A 17,029-nucleotide genomic window follows, 5' to 3' on the forward strand; every position below is an offset into this window, starting at 1 on the left:
CTTAGTGGCGATACGTCTTTTGCCTGTCATGATGCCGTTATCGCTGAAGTGCACAGGGAGGTGTCGTGATGACAAGTACAATGATGAGTACCCACAAAGCTTTTAAAGCGCTGCAACAGGCAGGGATCGACGATCAGCAAGCGGAGGCGATGGTGGAGGTGTTTACTGATATGCAGCAGAGGCAGCCAGGCGGACAGGTTGGAAAGCAACTCGGTCAGATTCAGACTAAAGCCAACCATATAGACATTCGGCTCGGGCAGCTTCAGGCAAAAGCCGACCAGACAGACGATCGGGTCAGTCAGCTCAGGACCAAAGTCGACGAAACAAATGATCGGGTCAGTCACCTTACGACCAAAGTCGACGAAACAAACGATCGGGTCAGCCACCTTACAACCAAAGTCGACGAAACAAACGATCGGGTTAGTCACCTTACGACCAAAATCGACGAAACAAACGATCGGGTCAGCCACCTTACGACCAAAATCGACGAAACAAACGATCGGGTCAGCCACCTTACGACCAAAGTCGAGCAGATGGATGATCGACTCGGCAAACTTACATTGAAAGTCGACCAGACAGACAGCCGGGTCAGCCAGCTTTCAATAAAAGTTGATCAAATAGACAACCGGCTCGGCCAGCTTACAATACAAGTTGATCAGATAGACATTCGGCTCGGCCAGCTTACAACCAAAGTCGATCAGATAGATGAGCGGCTTGGTCAGCTCACAACAAAAGTACATCAGATAGACGAGCGGCTTGGCCATGTTGAAAGAAAAACGGACAAACTGGCCATCCGTTTTAATCAGTTAGAAGCCAAGGTGGATAAGCTGGATGTCGCTCTCAGTGAAATGAATTTCCGATTAACTTCGGCTGTGGACAGCCTCAGAAATGACGTTGTTACTCTGACCACCGATATGCGCTGGATCAAACGGTTATCTATTCTCATGACCACCACCCTGCTGGCGGCGGTCCTGAAAGATATTGTAATGTGATCGCGTTATCGCCCGGTCAGGGTCTGTCGCGCAGCGCCTCCAGCTTTTCGCGCTGCTGACCGTCGGCGGTAAAGTTATCCTCCGCCAGCCAGCGCTGCAGGCCCTTTTTCACCTGCGGCCATTCGCTATCGATAAGCGAGAACCAGCTGGTGTCACGTGAACGCCCTTTGTAGATGATTGCCTGACGGAAATCGCCTTCATAACGAAAACCGAGACGTGCCGCTGCCTTACGGGAAGGGGCATTACAGCTATCGCATTTCCATTCATAGCGGCGATAACCCAGCGTCTCAAAGGCGTAACGCATCAGCAGGAAATGCGCCTCCGTTGCCATGCGGGTCTGTTTCAGCCGGGCCGAAAACATGACATGCCCGACTTCCATCACGCCATGTTCCGGCTGGATGCGCATTAACGACAGGCTGCCTACTGCCTGGTCGGTGGCCAGATCGATCACGGCAAAATGCAGCAGATCACGACTCATTTCAAGCTGTGCGGCATACGCCTGCCATGCCGGACGTTCGGTAAAGGGACCGGCAGGCAGGTAAGTCCAGTCACGCCCATCCTCAGCCAGCGCCCATGCCTCAAACAGTGCCTCAGCATGACGCGCCACACTGAACGGCTCCAGCCGACAAACTTCACCAGTAAAAACCTGATGCTGGGGCAGAGGCCGGGGCTGCCAGTCTGGCATTGGCTCACCGACCGGCTGTCCGTACTGATTGGTATGTTGTGACATGTTGTCTCCTGGCTGCAGATTATCTCTGCAGATTGCCACGATCATAATTGATTAAAAAGGACCAAAACTGGCGAAAATGATAGACCCATTGCCTGCGAACGCATCAGTCAGGCGATATACCGGTTACCGGGCTGGCCGGGTTAACCCTCTTATTTCCCACTGATGAGGCTGGCCGGTGCGGCAATGGATTGGCGAATCATCAGACGGGCATCAAAGCGCGGCATCGGTCCGACGGCTTCGCCGCGTATCTCCGCGATCAAGCGTCGTGCCGCTTCACGGCCCATCTCATACACCGGTTGCGCAACCACCGTCAGCGGTGGCGTGACAATCTCACTCCACGGAAAATTGTCATACATCACGAATGAGAGATCGGCAGGGATTCGCAGTCCGCGCTGCGTCACTTCGCGCAGCAGCCACATCGCGACCACGCTGTCAGAAGCCACCAGCGCAGTGGGCGGCTGCGGACGCTGCCACAGCTCGGCCACGATACGGGCAATCTCCGCTTCGTCCAGCGCATTCACTTTCACCATCGTCGGATCAAAATCCACGCCCGCGGCAGCAAATGCCTGCATCATGCCGCCCACGCACTGGGCGACCGGCGTCAGGCCAAAATCCCCTGGCGTGCTGTAGTCGGTTGCCAGTGCCATGCTGGTGATATAGGCGATGTGGCGATGGCCCGCTTCCAGTAACTGCGAGGTTGCTTCTGCAGCGACTTCGGTAAATTCGCAGCAGATCGCCTCCACATCAAGATCATTAACTGCGCGATCAAATAATTTCAGCGCTCTGCCCTCTTCCAGTACCTGGGTCAGGTGACTGTTGTGATGGTGTTCTGAACAGCAGGGTGCAACGATAATGCCGTCGACCCGCTTTTCCAGCATCACCCGCACCGCATCCTGCTCAGCCTGCAACTTCTCATCGCTGTTACTGAGCAGCAGATGGTAACCGGCAGTGCGCGCCACATCCGCCATGCCGCGCAGCGCAAGACCAAAATGGGGATTCTCAATGTCGCCGACAATCACACCAATGGTATTGGAACGTCCGGTGTTCATACTGCGGGCCAGGGCATTCAGACGGTAGCCCAGCGCGGAGGCCGCGCTGTTGACCCGCTCCTGCACCTCATCACTGACCGCCCCATAGCCACCCAGCGCACGCGCCGCCTGGGCTTTGGATACTTTTGCTGCGCGCGCCACATCCGCCACGGTGGGCGCTTTAGATTGTCGTTTCTGGCTGGTCATAATTATTTTGAATCACAGGTTGATGACAGGAATATTGACGCCGAAAAAAGGCTGTGCTTAAACTCATTGTAACCCCTTGAGACCGGTCTCACAACATCAGTGTCTTAAGGTGCCACCTGTGTTGAGACCGGTCTCAATAATAATCGCTGGCTCAACAGTCTCTGATGTTTAAACCTGCAAAAACGGATGAGCTATGAAATCGCAAACCACCCTGGGCAAACTGCTCGGCACCACGCTCGCACTCTGTTCACTGTCGTTCTGCACGCTGGCTGCCAGCGATAACAATCCCTATGGCCTGATCGAACCGGGTCAGCTACGCATCGCCAGCGTCGGCGACTCAAAACCTTACACCTTCACGGATGCCAGCGGTCAGTTCACCGGCTTTGACGTCGAATTCTTCAAAGATGTCGCCCATCGTATCGGGATCGATAAGGTCGATTTTATTGGACAGGACTTCTCGGCCATCATGCCGGCGGTGGCCAACGGTCAGTATGACGCGGCGGTGGCGGCCATCGGCATCACCCCTGCGCGTGAAAAGACGGTGGATTTTTCAACCGGCTATCTGGCGGGATTTCTCACCGTACTGACCCGCCACGACAGCGGCGTGAAGAATGTCGCCAGCCTGGCAAAACACCGGCTCGGGGTGGTTCAGGGCACGCTGCAGGAGAGCTATGCCGTCGAACACTTCACCCAGACCGATCTCGTACGCTTCCCGGATAACAACAGCGCAGTCTCTGCGCTCAACAACGGTACGCTCGACGCGATCTTCCTCGACTACGAGGCGGCAAAAAGCTACGCCGACCGCTTTAAGCTGGTCTCTGCCGCCGACATCCCCTCGTTTGATGCACCGGCCGGCATTGCCATTGCCAAAGGCAAACCCGCCTTCAAGGCCGCGCTGGACCGCGCCATTAAAGCAGCCATGCAGGATGGCACCTGGCAACGGCTCTATCAGAAGTGGTTCCCCGGATCGCCGATGCCAAAACAGTATCTGCCTGGCGGGCAGTAAAGATGCGGACGTTCGCGTCCTGAGTTAACCGGGGGATCCCCCACCCTGCATGGAGACGGCGATGGACTTGCTCACGATTCTTTCCCGCACCTTCTTTGATTTTCCATCAATGATGGAAGTACTGCCGCAGATGCTGACCACCGGGCTGGTCAACACAGTGATTATCTCGCTGGCGGCAACGCTGCTCGGCACGCTATTCGGCCTTCTGCTGGCGCTGATGGGCATCTCGCCCTCACGCTGGCTGCGTCTGCCTGCCCGGCTCTATACCGATCTGTTCCGCGGTCTGCCATCGATTCTGACCATTCTGCTGATTGGTCAGGGCCTGGCGCGCTTCAGCTATCAGCTGTTCGGTCCTACGCCCTATCCGCTGGGGATCTTCGCCCTCAGCCTGATCGCCAGCGCCTACATGGGCGAGATTTTCCGCGCCGGTATTCAGAGTGTTGAACGCGGCCAGATGGAAGCCTGCCGTGCGCTGGGGATGAGTTATGGCCGGGCAATGCGACTGGTGGTGATCCCGCAGGGGATCCGCCGCGTACTGCCCGCCATCGTTAACCAGTTCATCGCCATCATTAAAGATTCCTCGCTGGTTTACCTGCTGGGCCTGATGACACAACAACGGGAACTGTTTCGCGTGGGCCAGGACGCGGCGGTGCTCACCGGCAACCTCTCGCCCCTGATGCTGGCAGGGCTGTTCTATCTGATTATCACTGTGCCGCTGACGCACATGGTCAACTATGTGGATGTGCGTTATCGCACCGGCCGACGTCGCCTGACTGCCCCGCAAAGTGGCTTAAAAGAGGTGGAGGAAGTCAGAGCGCCCGGCGGCGCACTGGTCACTCATCCCCGGATCGGAGGCAACCATGAATAACCTGAACAGCATCACTGCCGCGAGCTGGCACGGTGCCAGCCTGGAGCTGCGCGATCTGACTCTGGCTTATGGCCCGATTGAGGTGTTGCGTAACGTCTCGCTGCGGGTCGCGCCCGGCAGCACCACCTGCATTATCGGGCCATCCGGTTCGGGTAAGTCGACGCTGCTGCGCGGCATCAACCGGCTGCATGAACCGCAATCGGGGGATGTACTTCTGGCTGATCGGTCAGTGTTGCGCGACAAACCAGATGCGCTGCGGTTACGGATCGGCATGGTATTTCAGCATTTCAATCTCTTCCCCGATCACAGCGCACTGGAGAACGTGGCGCTGGCACCGTGGCGGGTTAAAGGCCTGCCCAAAGCGCAGGCGATGGCGATTGCGCGTCAGCGGCTGGAAGAAGTGGGTCTGGGTCAGCGCGCCGATCACCGGCCACGCGATCTCTCCGGCGGCCAGCAGCAGCGTGTCGCGATTGCCCGCGCGCTGGCGATGGATCCCGAGGTCATGCTGTTTGATGAGGCGACCTCCGCGCTCGATCCCGAACTGGTGAAGGGTGTCCTGACGCTGATGGCGGATCTCTGTCGTCGCGGCATGACGATGGTTGTGGTGACACATGAAATGGGCTTTGCGCGCAAAGTGGCGGATCAGGTGGTGTTTATGGACGAAGGCGAGATTGTTGAAGCCGGGCCGCCGGGCGCCATTTTTGATACGCCACAGTCGCCGCGACTGCAACGTTTTCTCTCTGAAGTGCTGTAACTGAGCAAGGAACCTGATAATGGCGGTAAAAACTGAAATGAAAGTAGTTGTACTGGGCGGTGGCGTAATAGGGGTCTCGACAGCGCTGGAGCTGACAAAACGGGGAGCGGCGGTGACCCTGGTGACCGAAGCCGCGCTCTGTTCTGGCGCATCGGGACGTTCACTCTCCTGGCTCAACTCGGCGGGCGAACGCTCCCGCCCCTATCACGCGCTGCGCATGGCGGGCATTGATCGCTATCGCACCCTGTTTGCTCAACAACCTACCCTCGACTGGCTGCGTTTTGATGGCGGGGTCTGCTGGTTCAGCAATGATGCAGCCGGAACGCAGGCGCGGCACGCCTATGAGAAAGCACACGGCTACGACTCACAACTCATGACACCTGATAACGTGGCGCAGGCGGATGCGACGATCGATCCTGACGCGCTGCCGTCGCAGGCGATATTTAACCCCGGTGAAGGCTGGGTCAGCCTGCCGCACCTGTCAGAGTATCTGGTGAATCAGTTCCGGGCGCGGGGTGGTGAAGTGATTGAACACGCCGGTAAAGCCAGTGTGATCACAGTGAATGGCCGGGCCTGCGGCATTCGCAGTGAGCTGGGCGAACTGCGGGCAGATGCGGTAGTGGTCGCCTGCGGGCCCTGGACACCGGATGTGATTGCGCCACTGGGTGTGACGATTCCCAATGGATCGCCCGTCTCCATGCTGGTGATCACTGAGCCGGGCAAACATGAACTCAAAGCGGTGCTGAACACGCCCCGCGCCGCCATCCGGCCAAACCCCGGCAACCGTTACGCCCTGGATCACGACTGGTACGAGGCTGATATCCAGAAGCTGGCCGGAGGCGGTTACCATATTGATAAGCAGGTTGTAGCAAAGCTGGCCGAGGAAGCGAGTCAGCTGTTACGGGGTGACGAGCCGCTCAGCGTCCAGAGCTGGAAAATTGGCCTGAAGCCGATTCCAGGCGATGGCGATCCGGTGCTGGGGCAACTGCAGAAGGTGCCGGGCTGTTATGTGGCGTTCACGCATTCGGGTGCAACCCTGGCGCTGATTGTTGGTGAATTGCTGGCGGAGGAGATTGTAAGCGGTGAAAAGCATCCGATGCTGGCAAGCTTTGGTGCTGAGCGTTTCAGCTAAAAAAAAGCCGGTCATCACGACCGGCTGATTTTAACCGCGCTTATTTTAACCGCGGAAGAAGATATCGCCCGATTTACCCATGACGATTTTGCCGGTGTCATTAGTAATAAGAATGTAATTGGCGTTGATATAGGCCCAGTGGGTGTTTTCCTGCGGAGCAGGCAGATTACGCTTTTGCCACTCATTGATGGTGTACGTTTTATCGGTGTACTTCTCTGGCACTGTGTCACCGATTTGATACTGTTTGTAGTCGATGATGATGGTGCTGAGGTCGTAATTAGGGTGCGCGCCGTTGGAAGGTGCTGGCGTGGTCGGCGTAATACCATCATTAGATTGTGAGCTGGTCGGCGCCTGGCTTTGCGCGGCACCGGCATCCGGCTGAACGCTGCCCGTATCAGGCGTAGCGGGCTGCGCATCCGGATTAGCAGGCTGAATCTGCGGCGGTGGCGGAACGGTATCCGTTGCTTCGCCAGCGGCTTGTACAGCGGGGATCAGGCTCAGCGAGCCAACCAGTAATCCCATTGATAAAAGTACACGTTGAGTCCTGCGCATAATGATTTCCACGTTGAATTTTGACAGTCAGGCTAAAGACAATGTTTATCGCACTTCAGTTCCGGCGCACTGACGCTATGTGTAAGGAAAAACAGCGCTATTCACTTTACTGCACACAGGCCAGGTAGCGGATCACTGTCCGACCACTTTATCCTGAGTTGCCAGATCGACCAACAACGCAATGCCTAAATAGTTACTCCAGTTAAAGCCGTTCTGCAGCACCACAATCGCATTGCCGTTACGTTTATCGTAGCCGATAAAACTGGCATAGCCGCCGATATAGCCCACCTGATAGGTGATCTGCTGCTGTTCGAAAGTGTCGGTCACCCAGGCGATATTCTGCGCCTGCGCGCCCTGCTGATACCACGCCTGATCTACCGCCGCGAAAGCCCGGTCCCGCGCAGCATCACCGGTAGCGCTGAGATGTGCGCGCAAATAAGCACTCAGATCGCGCGCGTTACTGTAGAGACTGGCCGCGGCCACCATGTTGCCGTGAAAATGCCAGTCAGGCGTCAGCGTGCCGCGGCGGATTAATTTTGGCTGATCACCTGCATGGCCCAGCGCACGCAATGGATAGCCCGCCAGCGTTTCCGGTACAAAGCTGCTTTGGTTCATTTTTAACGGTGTGAAGATAAGCTGTGACGCCAGCGTCTGAATATCCTGATGACAACGCGTGCGCAGGATATAACCGAGCAGCGCATAGCCGAGGTTGGAGTAGTGTGGCATGCGTACCGCGGGTGCAGAGAAGTCCGCCAGATAACTCAGCAGCTTGTCGCTATCAAGATTGCCATAGAAGTTCTCGCCGGTGTCCAGATAACGAACGAACTGCTGCAGCATCGTCAGATCCATATCCTGTCGCGGCAGACCCGAGGTGTGCGTCACCAGCTGCAGCAGCGTGATGCGCTGCGCGTCAGCGCTGAGGCGAACGCCTTCCGGCAGAAGATCGGCCAGTGTATCGCTCCAGCGCAGCTTACCCTGATCAACCAGCTGGATAATCACTTCTGCCGTCACGCCTTTACTCAGCGATCCCAGTGCAAACAGGGTATCGGGCGTGATCGGATAGCGATGCACACGATCGGTGACGCCAAAAGCGTAATAGCGGGTCGGCCCACCGCGATGAATGACCGCAATGCTGATGCCGGGAACCTGCTTCTGTTGCATGTAATGCTGCACGATGTCGTCGACATTTTCATGAAAGGTGGCGTGTGTCAGATAAACGCGGTCGCCCACCGGGGCGGAGGTTTGCGACAGGGTTCCACATCCCGCCAGCAGGAAGATAAAGGCTGGCATGAATCGCGTCATTAATCTGCTGATCCACTGGCCGCCAAGGGTCAGCCGTGCAAGGGAGACTGCAACAGCCGGCCTGCCAGTAAATCCATTTTTCATATATTAATCATTAACTTATTATTATTTAACACGCAACTGTCTGGCTGGAGCGCAAAAATGTACCATAAAGTGCTGTGGGCTATCGCCTGCACAACGGGGTGAAAGTGGTGCTAAACGCGGTTTAATCACCGCAGCTCGCCCGAACAGGGTTAGCTGTGTTGCAGTCCACAAGGGTGTACACTGCTGCGGTTTTAAGGCTCAACGCCGCTGAAATTTTGAAATGCCCGGGAGGCAACCGCATGAAAGAAGGCCCACTGTCCGAAAAAGAGCTGCAATGGCTGGAAGATATGCTGGAAAAATATGGCAGCGAAGCATCGATTATTGATGTCTCCGAGCTCGACGGCCTGCTGACTGCCGTTCTCTCCGGTCCCGTCACCGTCGAGCCAAGCCAGTGGCTGGTGGCACTGTGGGGTGGCGAGAAGCAGATCCCAAAATGGAGCAACGAGCGTGAAATGACGCGCTTTATGTCGCTTTGCTTCCAGCATATGAATGATGTGGCTGACCGCTTATCTGAATTCCCTGAGCAGTTCGAACCGCTGTTTGGCATCCGCGAAATGGAAGGTCTGGAATTTACCGTGGTGGAAGAGTGGTGCTTCGGTTACATGCGCGGTGTCGCGCTGACCGACTGGTCTGCCCTGCCGCAGGACCTGCAACCCGCGCTGGACGCCATCGCTCTGCACGGCGTGGAAGAGAATCTTGAAAAGATCGATGCCATGACGCCGGACGAGATGGAAGCCAGCATTGAAGCTATCCGTCCTGCTGCGCTGGCGCTGCACGATCACTGGATCTCCCAGCCAGAAGCGATCCCCGTTCCCCAGAAGCCTGTCGCGGCAGAGAAACTGCCCGGCCGCAACGATCCCTGCCCGTGCGGCAGCGGCAAAAAATATAAGCAGTGCTGTCTGCACTGATCGGCTCCTTAGCCTCACGATCTGCCGGGCGGCGATTCAGCCCGGCATGCTTCTCTCACGATCCACGACAGTTTGACCTGCATCACTCTGCCCGTTCCCTTACCTGAATAGACTGCTCACGACTTGAACAGCTTCGTGCTTATCGCTAAGGTAAGCGCGATTTTACCCGCCAGGAATAAACATGATCACCATCGCGCTTATTGACGATCACCTTATCGTCCGCTCCGGCTTTGCCCAGTTGCTGGGCCTGGAATCGGATTTCCAGGTCGTAGCGGAATTTGGTTCTGGCCGTGAGGCGCTGGCAGGTTTACCGGGCCGGGGCGTTCAGGTCTGTATCTGCGATATTTCGATGCCGGATCTCTCCGGGCTGGAGCTGCTGAGCAAGCTGCCGACGGGCCTGGCCACCATCATGCTGTCAGTCCATGACAGTCCGGCCCTGGTGGAGCAGGCGCTTAATGCCGGTGCGCGTGGATTCCTCTCTAAACGCTGTCGTCCCGATGAGCTGATCGCGGCGGTGCGCACGGTCTCCACTGGCGGCTGTTATCTGACGCCAGAGATTGCGATCAAGCTGGCCGCTGGTCGGCAGGACCCGCTGACCCGACGCGAACGTCAGGTGGCAGAAAAACTGTCGCAGGGCATGGCGGTAAAGGAAATTGCCGTTGAGCTGGCACTGTCACCGAAAACCGTACATGTCCATCGCGCGAATCTGATGGAGAAGCTCGGCGTCAGCAATGATGTGGAGCTGGCGCGCCGCATGTTTGATGGCTGGCAATGAGCCCCTGTGTCTCGCGGCTGATCTCCATTGTCGCCAGCTTTTTCATCTTCTCGGCGGCCTGGTTCTGCCTGTGGAGTATCAGCCTGCACCTGGTGGAACGCCCGGAGCTGGCGGTGCTGCTATTCCCGTTTGGCCTGCGTCTGGGGCTGATGCTGCAATGTCCACGCACTTACTGGCCGGTGTTGCTGGTAGCTGAGTGGATCATGCTGATCTGGCTGGCGAAGGTGGTCGCGCTGGCGCATCTGCCGCTGTTAATGGCGGGCAGTGTACTGACGCTGCTGCCGGTGGCGCTGATCTCCCATTACCGCCATCAGCGTGACTGGCGCACGCTGCTGAGCCAGGGCGCGGCTTTGATCGCCGCAGCGCTGCTGCAGTCCCTGGCGTGGGCGGGACAGCAGGAGATGCTGAACGCCCTGCTGCTGACGCTCACCGGTGGTCTGACGCTGGCCCCGACCTGCCTGGTCATCTGGCACTACCTCACCAGCACCCGCTGGCAGCCGCTGGGACCGGCGCTGGTCTCGCAACCGGTCAACTGGCGCGCCCGGCATCTTATCTGGTATCTGCTGCTGTTTGTCATCAGTCTCTGGTTGCAGCTTGGCCTGCCCGCTGAACTGTCGCGCTTTACGCCATTCTGTCTGGCGCTGCCGATTATTGCGCTGGCCTGGCACTACGGCTGGCAGGGTGCGCTGATCGCGACGCTGATGAACGCAATCGCGCTGATCGCCAGCCAGACCTGGCACGATCATCCGGTCGATCTCCTGCTTTCGCTACTGGCACAAAGCCTGACCGGACTGCTGCTGGGTGCCGGTATTCAGCGGCTGCGCGAGCTGAATCAGTCGCTGCAGAGTGAGCTGGCACGCAACCGGCGCCTGGCGGAACGGCTGGTCGAGACAGAAGAGAACGTGCGCCAGGAGGTGGCGCGCGAACTGCACGATGATATCGGTCAGACGATTACGGCAATCCGCACCCAGGCGGGCATTGTGCAGCGCCTGGCGCCGGATAATGGCCGGGTGATCCAGAGCGGCGTCCATATTGAGCAGCTCTCTCTTGGCGTCTACGATTCAGTGCGGCGACTGCTGGGACGCCTGCGACCCCGCCAGCTAGATGACCTGTCACTTGAACAGGCAGTTCGCTCCCTGATGCGTGAGATGGAGCTGGAGGATTGCGGCATCGTCAGTCACCTTGAGTGGCGTATTGATGAGACGCTGCTGAGCGAAGCGCAGCGCGTCACGCTGTTTCGCGTCTGTCAGGAGGGGCTGAACAACATTGTGAAACACGCCAGCGCCAGCGCCGTGATGCTCAAAGGCTGGCAACAGAATGGTCGCGTTTTGCTGGTGATTGAAGATGATGGCTGCGGTCTGCCGCCAGGTTCCGGTCAGCAGAGCTTTGGTCTGGTCGGGATGCGCGAACGCGTGAGTGCGCTGGGCGGATCGCTGACTATCTCCTGCACCCATGGAACCCGCGTCAGCGTGCATCTGCCGCTGCGTATGGCCTGAGGAACCACCGTGTTTAACTTTCTGAAAACGCCCGCTAACGCCGCTCCGCTGCAGGACAAAAGTGAGATTGACAGCCGCTATCGCTACTGGCGACGGCACATCATGTCGACCATCTGGATCGGCTATGCCCTGTTCTACTTTACCCGCAAAAGCTTCAACGCGGCAGCGCCGGAAGTGATCGCCAGCGGCGTGATGATGCGCACCGATATCGGCCTGCTGGCGACGCTATTTTACATCACCTACGGCCTGTCGAAGTTCTTCTCCGGCATCGTCAGTGACCGCTCCAACGCCCGTTACTTTATGGGGCTGGGGCTGATCGCTACCGGCGTGGTCAATATCCTGTTTGGCTTTTCCACCTCACTGTGGGCCTTTGCGCTGCTGTGGACCATCAACGCCTTTTTCCAGGGCTGGGGCGCGCCGGTCTGCGCGCGCCTGCTGACCAGCTGGTATTCACGTAACGAGCGCGGCGGCTGGTGGGCATTATGGAACACCGCGCACAACGTTGGCGGTGCGGTTATCCCGATCGTTATCGGCGCAGTGGCGCTGCACTATGGCTGGCGAATCGGGATGATGATTGCGGGCAGTTTAGCGATCCTCGCCGGACTGTTTCTCTGCTGGCGTCTGCGCGACCGGCCTCAGACTGTCGGCCTGCCCGCGGTAGGCGACTGGCGACAGGATGAGATGGAGATGGCGCAGCAGCAGGAAGGCGCAGGTCTGAGTCGCAAAGCGATCCTGACCCGCTACGTGCTATTCAACCCCTACATCTGGCTGCTGTCGTTGTGTTACGTGCTGGTCTATGTGGTTCGCGCGGCGCTTAATGACTGGGGAAATCTCTACATCTCCGACACGCTGGGGGTGGATCTGGTCACGGCCAACTCGGTAGTCACCCTGTTTGAGCTGGGCGGTGTGATAGGCGCACTGGTCGCGGGCTGGGGCTCGGACAAGCTGTTTAACGGCAACCGTGGGCCGATGAACCTGATTTTTGCAGCCGGGATTTTGCTTTCCGTCGGCTCACTGTGGCTGATGCCCTTTACCAGTTATGTGATGCAGGCAGCCTGCTTTTTTACTACCGGTTTCTTTGTCTTCGGCCCGCAGATGCTGATTGGTATGGCGGCAGCCGAGTGTTCCCATAAAGATGCGGCAGGCGCAGCAACCGGCTTCGTCGGCCTTTTTGCCTATCTTGGCGCGTCCCTCTCCGGCTGGCCGCTGGCGTGGGTTATCGACGTCTGGCACTGGAGCGGCTTCTTTGCGGTCATTGCCACGGCGGCGGGGATATCCGCCCTGCTGCTGCTGCCGTTTTTAAATGCTCAGGCACCGCGTCCCCTGCCTGAAGCGTGATACGCCTCTCCTTTTTGCCCCGAGTGGGGCAAAACTAAGAAATTTTCCTGGTTTCGCCTGGATGCTGTCTCAGGCCAGTCTGGCGGCAGGTTTTTACAATGCCAGCCATTCGCTGCCCATTGCAGCTATTCCAACCAGGAGAATCCCCTTCCATGCTGGCATTCCTCAAACAGGTGCGCAGACCGACGCTGGATCTGCCCATCGAACTGCGGCGCAAGATGTGGTTCAAGCCGTTTATGCAGTCCTATCTGGTGGTCTTTATCGGCTACCTGACCATGTATCTGATCCGCAAAAACTTCAATATCGCGCAGAACGATATGATCACCACCTACGGACTGAGCATGACGCAGCTGGGAATGATCGGTCTGGGCTTCTCCATCACCTATGGCGTCGGGAAAACCCTGGTCTCCTATTATGCTGACGGCAAAAATACCAAGCAGTTCCTGCCGTTTATGCTGATCCTCTCGGCCATCTGTATGCTGGGTTTCAGCGCCAGCATGGGCACCGGTTCCGTCAGCCTGTTCCTGATGATCGCCTTCTATGCCTTAAGCGGATTCTTCCAGAGTACCGGCGGCTCCTGTAGCTACTCCACCATCACTAAGTGGACGCCGCGCCGTAAGCGTGGCACCTATCTTGGCATGTGGAATATCTCGCATAACCTCGGCGGTGCCGGTGCGGCAGGCGTTGCGCTGTTTGGCGCCAATGTGCTGTTCAACGGCCACGTAATTGGGATGTTTATCTTCCCCTCTATTATCGCGCTGATAGTTGGTTTTATCGGCCTGCGCTACGGCAGCGACTCTCCGGAATCTTATGGCCTGGGCAAGGCCGAAGAGCTGTTTGACGAAGAGCTGAGCGATGAGGACAAAGAAGCCGAAGATGAGTCGATGACCAAATGGCAGATCTTTGTTGAGTACGTACTGAAGAACAAGGTGATCTGGCTGCTCTGCTTCGCCAACATCTTCCTCTATGTGGTGCGCATCGGGATCGATCAGTGGTCAACGGTTTACGCCTTCCAGGAGCTGAAGCTCTCTAAAGAGGTGGCGATTCAGGGCTTTACCCTGTTTGAAGTGGGCGCACTGGTCGGCACGCTGATGTGGGGCTGGTTATCCGATCTGGCCAATGGCCGCCGTGCGCTGGTCGCCTGCGTTGCATTAGCACTGATTATTGCCACGCTCGGGATCTATCAGCATGCCAGCAACCAGTATGTCTATCTGGCGTCGCTGTTCGCTCTGGGCTTCCTGGTCTTTGGCCCGCAGCTGTTAATCGGCGTCGCCGCGGTCGGCTTTGTGCCGAAAAAAGCGATTGGCGCAGCGGATGGCATCAAAGGCACCTTCGCCTATCTGATTGGTGACAGCTTCGCCAAACTGGGCCTGGGCATGATTGCCGACGGCACGCCGATATTTGGCCTGACCGGCTGGGCAGGCACCTTTGCCGCACTGGATGCCGCTGCTATCGCCTGTATCTGCCTGATGGCGCTGGTTGCGGTGATGGAAGAGCGCAAGATTCGCCGCGAGAAACGATTGCAGCGTTTGAAGATGGCGTAAAGATAAAATCTGGCCCGGCGTAAGCCGGGCTTTCCCGCCAGGTTCTGCCCTCAGCCATTGATGTAGCCCCACCAATCGGATCACTGCCAGTCAGCCCGCCAAACCCTCCCACCCCCTTTCACTTATTCTTTCATCTCGTCCCCGATTATTTAAGAAATTCACTGTCAGGTGGTCAGCCTGACCACCAGGTTGTGGCCATGTTTTAATATTTACATGGCATAGTGCCTTTGTTTAGATGATAACTGACAAGGCGAATAACGGATTAAGCGGAACCTGATGATGATGAAGGCGCTGACTGAACGGCAACTGACGATTATGCGACAGCTTATTTCTCATAACAGTTATGTGAGCCTGCACGCTATTTCAGAAAAAACGTCTATTACACCCAGAACTCTACGCCGCGATATTGCCGACATTAACGAAAAACTTTCTGACCAGGGAATCAATCTCAGCGGAAAAAGTGGGAGAGGGATCACAATTAAATTCGCTGATGCGCAGTCGGAAATAGCCGCGCGCCGGATTTTCTCTGTCGAGGTGGATGATTTCAGCAGTAACTTCAGGATGCTGAAAATAGCGTCGGATTTATTAATGCTGTCACCAAAAAGTTCATCCATCAGCGAACTGGCGGATAAATATTTTATCAGCCGCGCTTCGATAGTGAATGATTTAAAAACATTAGAAGCATGGTTACATCAGTTTGATTTAACCTTGTTAAAAAGTCGTGTCGGAACCAGCATAAAAGGCAGCGACCATAATATTCGCATGGCGATGAAAGCGCTGGTGTTAAAATCGATTTATAACCGTCAGGACATGATGGAAAGCCGTCTGGATGAAAGCACGCTGCAGGAGCTTTCAGAGAAGTTTGGTCAGCAGGCTGTCCATTTTACCCTGCAATTAATTAATTTTATTGAACAGCAACTGCAATATACGATAAGCGATCCTTACTACATCAATTTATTTACGCATATTCTGGTACTGATCCACCGCAGTCACTCGCCGATGCACAGGACCGACGCCCGCGCGGTGTCGATGAACCGGGTCAGCGACCATCACGCCTGGCAGGTGTCACTGGCGGTGATAGAGCGCATTGAGACCGCCTACAACACGGTACTGGTGGCCGAGGAGTCTCACTCCATCTATCAGTATCTGGTCTCCTCCGGTAAGGCGGGTGGTGAGTCACCACAGCACGATGACTCGCTGATTTCGGAACGTGAAACCCGCTTTGCTGAGGCGCTGATCGCCCGGGTAGCGCAGCGCATCAACATTGAAATCACTACCGACCAGAACCTGCAGGCGTCATTGTCCTCGCATATCAAGCCGATGCTGAACCGCCTCAGATATCACATCCGGATTAAAAATCCGCTGCTGCATGATATTCAGACCGAACTGGGCACGGTGTTTGCCGCCGTGAAAGCGGTGATCAGCCAGCTGACGCAGGAGTACAGCCTGGATGAGATCAGTGATGACGAAGTGGCTTATCTGACGGTGCACATTCAGGCAGCCATCGAAAACAGCATCAAGGTAAAACGGGTATTGCTGGTCTGCTCCAGCGGCCTGGGCACCTCGCAGCTGCTTTACGGACGGATTATCCGTGCCTTTCCCGACTGGAAAATTATCGACATCGTGCCAGGGAAAAATATTGCTGACTCCCTGAAACGACATGAGTGTGACGTGGTGATTTCCACCATCCGGCTGGAACCGCTGGAAAAACCGGTGGTGTATGTCTCGGCCCTGTTCTCGGCGAAAGATATCGCACGGGTAACAGAATGTCTGGTATCGAATTCGATTAATTAATGATAATGGAGAAGCAAAATGACGACAGCCGTGGCTATTAACGAAGTATTAAAAGAAGAGTGCATTATTCTCGATGTCGATTGCCAGACCAAAGAGCAGATTATTTCACAACTGACCGATCTGCTCTGCCAGACCGGGGCCGTCACTGATAAAGCCGCTTTCCTGAAAGATGTTTATCTGCGTGAGGAATTAGGCTCCACCGGATTTGAAAACCATATTGCTATTCCGCACGGCAAATCTGCCGCCGTCGCCAAAACCCGCATTGCCGTGGGGCGATTACGCCGCGACATTCCGTGGGAGACCATCGACGGCACCAAAGTCCGGCTGGTTATTCTGTTCGCGGTAAAAGAGTCCGATAAAGATGTGGGCCATATCAAAATGCTCGCCAAAATATCCATCGCGTTAGGCGATGAGGATGTCGTCGAGCAATTACTTAATGTCCCGCATCGCGAAGAGATGTTTCATTTACTGTTATCCCGATCGGGAGCCTGAATAAACCGGAGAACAGCATGAATTAAA

At 56.4% G+C, this 17,029-nt stretch carries 16 protein-coding genes and 1 pseudogene; 13 read left to right on the plus strand and 4 right to left on the minus strand.

Annotation, left to right across the window (positions count from 1 at the left end; genetic code table 11):
* Positions 1 to 68 precede the first annotated feature (68 nt).
* Entirely contained in the window at positions 69 to 992 is a 924-nt protein-coding gene (locus ACVKSX_RS19575; protein WP_354438999.1) for a tropomyosin, read from the plus strand.
* 16 nt (positions 993 to 1,008) lie between these two features.
* Here the strand turns inward: ACVKSX_RS19575 and ACVKSX_RS19580 are convergent, their stop codons facing one another.
* Together ACVKSX_RS19580 and ACVKSX_RS19585 are read right to left on the minus strand one after the other, a co-directional pair.
* Positions 1,009 to 1,722, minus strand: a complete 714-nt coding sequence (locus ACVKSX_RS19580) for a GNAT family N-acetyltransferase (RefSeq protein ID WP_320504288.1) — start codon at positions 1,720 to 1,722, stop codon at positions 1,009 to 1,011.
* A 149-nt stretch (positions 1,723 to 1,871) separates the two neighbouring features.
* Positions 1,872 to 2,957 (minus strand): LacI family DNA-binding transcriptional regulator, encoded by a 1,086-nt coding sequence (locus ACVKSX_RS19585; protein ID WP_354438997.1) that lies wholly within the window; start codon positions 2,955 to 2,957, stop codon positions 1,872 to 1,874.
* Positions 2,958 to 3,150: 193 nt separating this feature from the next.
* Between ACVKSX_RS19585 and ACVKSX_RS19590 the strand changes: the two genes are divergently transcribed.
* The 4 genes from ACVKSX_RS19590 to ACVKSX_RS19605 all read left to right on the plus strand — a co-directional run bounded on the left by ACVKSX_RS19590 (position 3,151) and on the right by ACVKSX_RS19605 (position 6,717).
* Positions 3,151 to 3,963 (plus strand): ABC transporter substrate-binding protein, encoded by an 813-nt coding sequence (locus tag ACVKSX_RS19590; protein ID WP_022625355.1) that lies wholly within the window; start codon positions 3,151 to 3,153, stop codon positions 3,961 to 3,963.
* 61 nt (positions 3,964 to 4,024) lie between these two features.
* A complete protein-coding gene (locus ACVKSX_RS19595) occupies positions 4,025 to 4,831 on the plus strand; it encodes an amino acid ABC transporter permease (protein WP_010671730.1) in 807 nt (268 codons plus the stop codon).
* Positions 4,824 to 5,585, plus strand: coding sequence for an amino acid ABC transporter ATP-binding protein (locus tag ACVKSX_RS19600; protein WP_031593264.1), 762 nt, complete (start codon positions 4,824 to 4,826; stop codon positions 5,583 to 5,585). The genes ACVKSX_RS19595 and ACVKSX_RS19600 overlap by 8 nt, the downstream gene beginning before the upstream one ends.
* Positions 5,586 to 5,604: 19 nt before the next feature.
* The gene (locus tag ACVKSX_RS19605; protein WP_324700421.1) at positions 5,605 to 6,717 is read left to right on the plus strand and encodes an NAD(P)/FAD-dependent oxidoreductase; all 1,113 of its coding nucleotides are present in this window, start codon (positions 5,605 to 5,607) and stop codon (positions 6,715 to 6,717) included.
* A gap of 45 nt (positions 6,718 to 6,762) precedes the next feature.
* Here ACVKSX_RS19605 and ACVKSX_RS19610 read toward each other — a convergent pair whose 3' ends face one another.
* Together ACVKSX_RS19610 and ACVKSX_RS19615 are read right to left on the minus strand one after the other, a co-directional pair.
* The gene (locus ACVKSX_RS19610) at positions 6,763 to 7,269 is read right to left on the minus strand and encodes an RcnB family protein (RefSeq protein ID WP_022625353.1); all 507 of its coding nucleotides are present in this window, start codon (positions 7,267 to 7,269) and stop codon (positions 6,763 to 6,765) included.
* A gap of 132 nt (positions 7,270 to 7,401) precedes the next feature.
* Positions 7,402 to 8,655 (minus strand): serine hydrolase domain-containing protein, encoded by a 1,254-nt coding sequence (locus tag ACVKSX_RS19615; protein WP_354438994.1) that lies wholly within the window; start codon positions 8,653 to 8,655, stop codon positions 7,402 to 7,404.
* Positions 8,656 to 8,894: 239 nt separating this feature from the next.
* Here ACVKSX_RS19615 and ACVKSX_RS19620 point away from each other — a divergent pair, with 239 nt between their 5' ends.
* The 8 genes and pseudogenes from ACVKSX_RS19620 (at position 8,895) to ACVKSX_RS19655 (ending at position 17,002) form a co-directional block, all read left to right on the plus strand.
* A complete protein-coding gene (locus ACVKSX_RS19620) occupies positions 8,895 to 9,563 on the plus strand; it encodes a YecA/YgfB family protein (protein ID WP_033769584.1) in 669 nt (222 codons plus the stop codon).
* Between the two features lie 181 nt (positions 9,564 to 9,744).
* Positions 9,745 to 10,338 carry a transcriptional regulator UhpA gene (gene uhpA, locus ACVKSX_RS19625; RefSeq protein WP_010251517.1) on the plus strand — a complete coding sequence of 198 codons (594 nt, stop codon included), beginning with the start codon at positions 9,745 to 9,747 and terminating at the stop codon, positions 10,336 to 10,338.
* Positions 10,335 to 11,834: a signal transduction histidine-protein kinase/phosphatase UhpB gene (uhpB, locus tag ACVKSX_RS19630; protein WP_354438992.1), complete on the plus strand. Its 1,500-nt coding sequence runs from the start codon at positions 10,335 to 10,337 to the stop codon at positions 11,832 to 11,834. The genes uhpA and uhpB overlap by 4 nt, the downstream gene beginning before the upstream one ends.
* A gap of 9 nt (positions 11,835 to 11,843) precedes the next feature.
* Entirely contained in the window at positions 11,844 to 13,172 is a 1,329-nt protein-coding gene (gene uhpC / locus ACVKSX_RS19635; protein WP_010671736.1) for an MFS transporter, read from the plus strand.
* A 152-nt stretch (positions 13,173 to 13,324) separates the two neighbouring features.
* On the plus strand, positions 13,325 to 14,716 hold the full coding sequence (gene uhpT / locus ACVKSX_RS19640) for a hexose-6-phosphate:phosphate antiporter (RefSeq protein ID WP_010251526.1): 1,392 nt from the start codon (positions 13,325 to 13,327) through the stop codon (positions 14,714 to 14,716).
* 282 nt (positions 14,717 to 14,998) lie between these two features.
* Positions 14,999 to 15,178: pseudogene (locus ACVKSX_RS19645) on the plus strand (HTH domain-containing protein); the annotation flags it as partial.
* A gap of 126 nt (positions 15,179 to 15,304) precedes the next feature.
* Complete coding sequence (locus tag ACVKSX_RS19650) at positions 15,305 to 16,510, plus strand: BglG family transcription antiterminator (protein WP_229518688.1); 1,206 nt, start codon at positions 15,305 to 15,307, stop codon at positions 16,508 to 16,510.
* Positions 16,511 to 16,528: 18 nt separating this feature from the next.
* Complete coding sequence (locus ACVKSX_RS19655; RefSeq protein ID WP_050679765.1) at positions 16,529 to 17,002, plus strand: PTS sugar transporter subunit IIA; 474 nt, start codon at positions 16,529 to 16,531, stop codon at positions 17,000 to 17,002.
* Positions 17,003 to 17,029 lie beyond the last annotated feature (27 nt).

The organism is Pantoea sp. PvP021, from assembly GCF_054056055.1.

Bases quoted from the DNA above. Each gene is read 5' to 3' on its own strand.
- ACVKSX_RS19615 (WP_354438994.1), bottom strand. From the start codon at position 8,655: ATGAAAAATGGATTTACTGGCAGGCCGGCTGTTGCAGTCTCCCTTGCA.
- ACVKSX_RS19575 (WP_354438999.1), top strand. From the start codon at position 69: ATGACAAGTACAATGATGAGTACCCACAAAGCTTTTAAAGCGCTGCAA.
- ACVKSX_RS19610 (WP_022625353.1), bottom strand. From the start codon at position 7,269: ATGCGCAGGACTCAACGTGTACTTTTATCAATGGGATTACTGGTTGGC.
- ACVKSX_RS19650 (WP_229518688.1), top strand. From the start codon at position 15,305: ATGCTGTCACCAAAAAGTTCATCCATCAGCGAACTGGCGGATAAATAT.
- uhpB (WP_354438992.1), top strand. From the start codon at position 10,335: ATGAGCCCCTGTGTCTCGCGGCTGATCTCCATTGTCGCCAGCTTTTTC.
- uhpA (WP_010251517.1), top strand. From the start codon at position 9,745: ATGATCACCATCGCGCTTATTGACGATCACCTTATCGTCCGCTCCGGC.
- ACVKSX_RS19595 (WP_010671730.1), top strand. From the start codon at position 4,025: ATGGACTTGCTCACGATTCTTTCCCGCACCTTCTTTGATTTTCCATCA.
- ACVKSX_RS19585 (WP_354438997.1), bottom strand. From the start codon at position 2,957: ATGACCAGCCAGAAACGACAATCTAAAGCGCCCACCGTGGCGGATGTG.
- ACVKSX_RS19590 (WP_022625355.1), top strand. From the start codon at position 3,151: ATGAAATCGCAAACCACCCTGGGCAAACTGCTCGGCACCACGCTCGCA.
- ACVKSX_RS19600 (WP_031593264.1), top strand. From the start codon at position 4,824: ATGAATAACCTGAACAGCATCACTGCCGCGAGCTGGCACGGTGCCAGC.
- uhpT (WP_010251526.1), top strand. From the start codon at position 13,325: ATGCTGGCATTCCTCAAACAGGTGCGCAGACCGACGCTGGATCTGCCC.
- ACVKSX_RS19620 (WP_033769584.1), top strand. From the start codon at position 8,895: ATGAAAGAAGGCCCACTGTCCGAAAAAGAGCTGCAATGGCTGGAAGAT.
- ACVKSX_RS19580 (WP_320504288.1), bottom strand. From the start codon at position 1,722: ATGTCACAACATACCAATCAGTACGGACAGCCGGTCGGTGAGCCAATG.
- ACVKSX_RS19655 (WP_050679765.1), top strand. From the start codon at position 16,529: ATGACGACAGCCGTGGCTATTAACGAAGTATTAAAAGAAGAGTGCATT.
- ACVKSX_RS19605 (WP_324700421.1), top strand. From the start codon at position 5,605: ATGGCGGTAAAAACTGAAATGAAAGTAGTTGTACTGGGCGGTGGCGTA.